Here is a 2,009-nt window from a genome sequence, read left to right on the forward strand (position 1 = left end):
GGGCAATAAGGGGAGCAGTAACTCCCATGCTTCATCAGGAAGGTCGTAACGAGCCATAACAGGTTTTTTCCGAAAGTCAGAGCCAGGGGATTATTCTATCTCAATCTATTGCGGGACACAGCCTAGTACTACAGCCGTACTTACTTTTTTCAACAGAAAAGACACCCATAGAAAAGCTTAATTCATGCGGTTTCTCAGAGTTGTGAGCATCAAGGAAAATGCAACTTTCTGATATCTACGGCTGTAGTACTAGTTAAGTCGTGCTCCTAACTGGAGCAAACGAGTGAAAGCATTTTATTGACACTGCTATCATCGTTCTTAAAGCGTTAATCGCGCTTTTAGAGCTGATCCGTGCATTTTTGAAATAGATAACGTAAACGTAGCTAAGGTCATCGGGGTCACCTCCCGGTGGCCTTTAACATTTACCGCCTTTGATCAAACAAGCCACTTTTGTTTAAGTGGCCTAATATACTAATCTAACAGCTTAAATTTGGTAATCCCTACTGGACTTGAACCCGTGTTCAAGCGATTATTGGTCCGGGAGTATAAACGGCACTACACCGCACCCACCTGCACGTTTTGGATCAAAAATTTTTTTCAGTTTTAAAATCCTACAAGACAAACGGCCAGACCGTGCCAGTACTAGCGATGTAAGAAAAATCGCAAACTGAAATGATTGAAAAGATTTTCAGGAAATTTCAAAACACAGTAATAGCGTGGTCTCGTGGCTATTAGAAAATTGAAATCCACTAAGTTAACCTGAAACTCTGGGAACAACAGTCTATCGAGGATAGCCGACGTCATGGCCGCATGAGTGCCAGCGAGATTATGACCATCGTGATTGCCTTTCATATGTCACATTATCGGGATTTTAAAAACTTTTACTTTGGATTAGTCCAACAATATCACCAACAAGACTTTCCCACCCTGCTGAGTTATACCCGCTTTCTGGGCGTCGTCTCATCGGTTTTAGGGTCCCTTTGCAGTTATTTGACGCAGGTGAAAGGGAAACCCACGGGACTCGCCTTTATCGACTCCACCTGCATTCGTGTTTGTCATAATGTGCGTATCCCTCGTCATAAGGTGTTTGACGGCATAGCGAAACGAGGAAAAGGGTCAATGGGAGGGGTTTTCGGTTTTAAGTTGCATTTCATAGTCAATCCTCAAGGAGAAATTGTGTCAGCCAAACTCACCTCAGGCAATGTCGATGATCGGGAGCCCGCGCGTGAATTAGCAACGGGATTAACAGGAACACTTTACGGCGACAAGGGATATATCAATCAGGCTCTGTTTGATGATTTAAACGCAACAGGTGTGACATTCATCACTGATACGCGCAGTAACATGAAGGCAAAAGCGCTCTCGGTGTGGGATAAAATGATGTTATCAAAGCGTTTCATCATAGAAACCATCAATGATCAATTAAAGAATATTTCTCAGATAAAACATTCACGACACCGTAGTGTGCAGGGATTAATGTTGAATGTATTGGGGGACTCATCGCTTATTGTCTCAAAGAGAACAAACCGTCACTGAATATTTCCTGCTCAGAAATGGATAGGTTAGTGAATGCTTAACCAGAACTCAGGTTATTTAGCAAAAACTTTGATCGTGCCTCAGGCACTGAGTTCCCTTCTTAAGCAAATCTCAGGTTAAATAAATAATATACCCGTTATCTTTCAAGTTGCCTCTTTGTTGGCGGCACGCACTCATCCCGGTCACATCGTTCGCTATGCCCCCGCGGATTCACTCCCTTGCCCCCGCGATGCATCTTGAAATCCATAGGATATCCCTTAAAACGCAAAAACCCCCAGCGCTCGCTGGGGGTTTCTACGGTATTTAAAGCCTGGCAGTTCCCTACTCTCACATGGGGAGACCCCACACTACCATCGGCGCTACGGCGTTTCACTGCTGAGTTCGGCATGGGGTCAGGTGGGACCGCCGCGCTATCGCCGCCAGGCATATTCGGTTTATTCCAGGCGGCGCGTCTCTTCTTCCGCAACCACCCG

General features: G+C 45.1%; 1 protein-coding gene, 1 rRNA gene and 1 pseudogene. 2 read left to right on the forward strand and 1 reads right to left on the reverse strand.

Annotated elements, in window-relative coordinates:
* Positions 1-296: 296 nt before the first annotated feature.
* Together dinQ and AAC155_RS24100 are read left to right on the forward strand one after the other, a co-directional pair.
* Positions 297-368 carry a damage-inducible type I toxin DinQ gene (gene dinQ / locus AAC155_RS24620; RefSeq protein WP_369293964.1) on the forward strand — a complete coding sequence of 24 codons (72 nt, stop codon included), beginning with the start codon at positions 297-299 and terminating at the stop codon, positions 366-368.
* A gap of 391 nt (positions 369-759) precedes the next feature.
* Positions 760-1,577 (forward strand): annotated as a pseudogene (locus AAC155_RS24100) (IS982 family transposase).
* A gap of 267 nt (positions 1,578-1,844) precedes the next feature.
* On the opposite strand, the gene rrf reads toward AAC155_RS24100, so the two are convergent.
* Positions 1,845-1,960 (reverse strand): 5S ribosomal RNA (gene rrf, locus AAC155_RS24105).
* Positions 1,961-2,009 lie beyond the last annotated feature (49 nt).

The organism is Photorhabdus sp. HUG-39 (assembly GCF_963878365.1).
Lineage (GTDB): Bacteria > Pseudomonadota > Gammaproteobacteria > Enterobacterales > Enterobacteriaceae > Photorhabdus > Photorhabdus kayaii.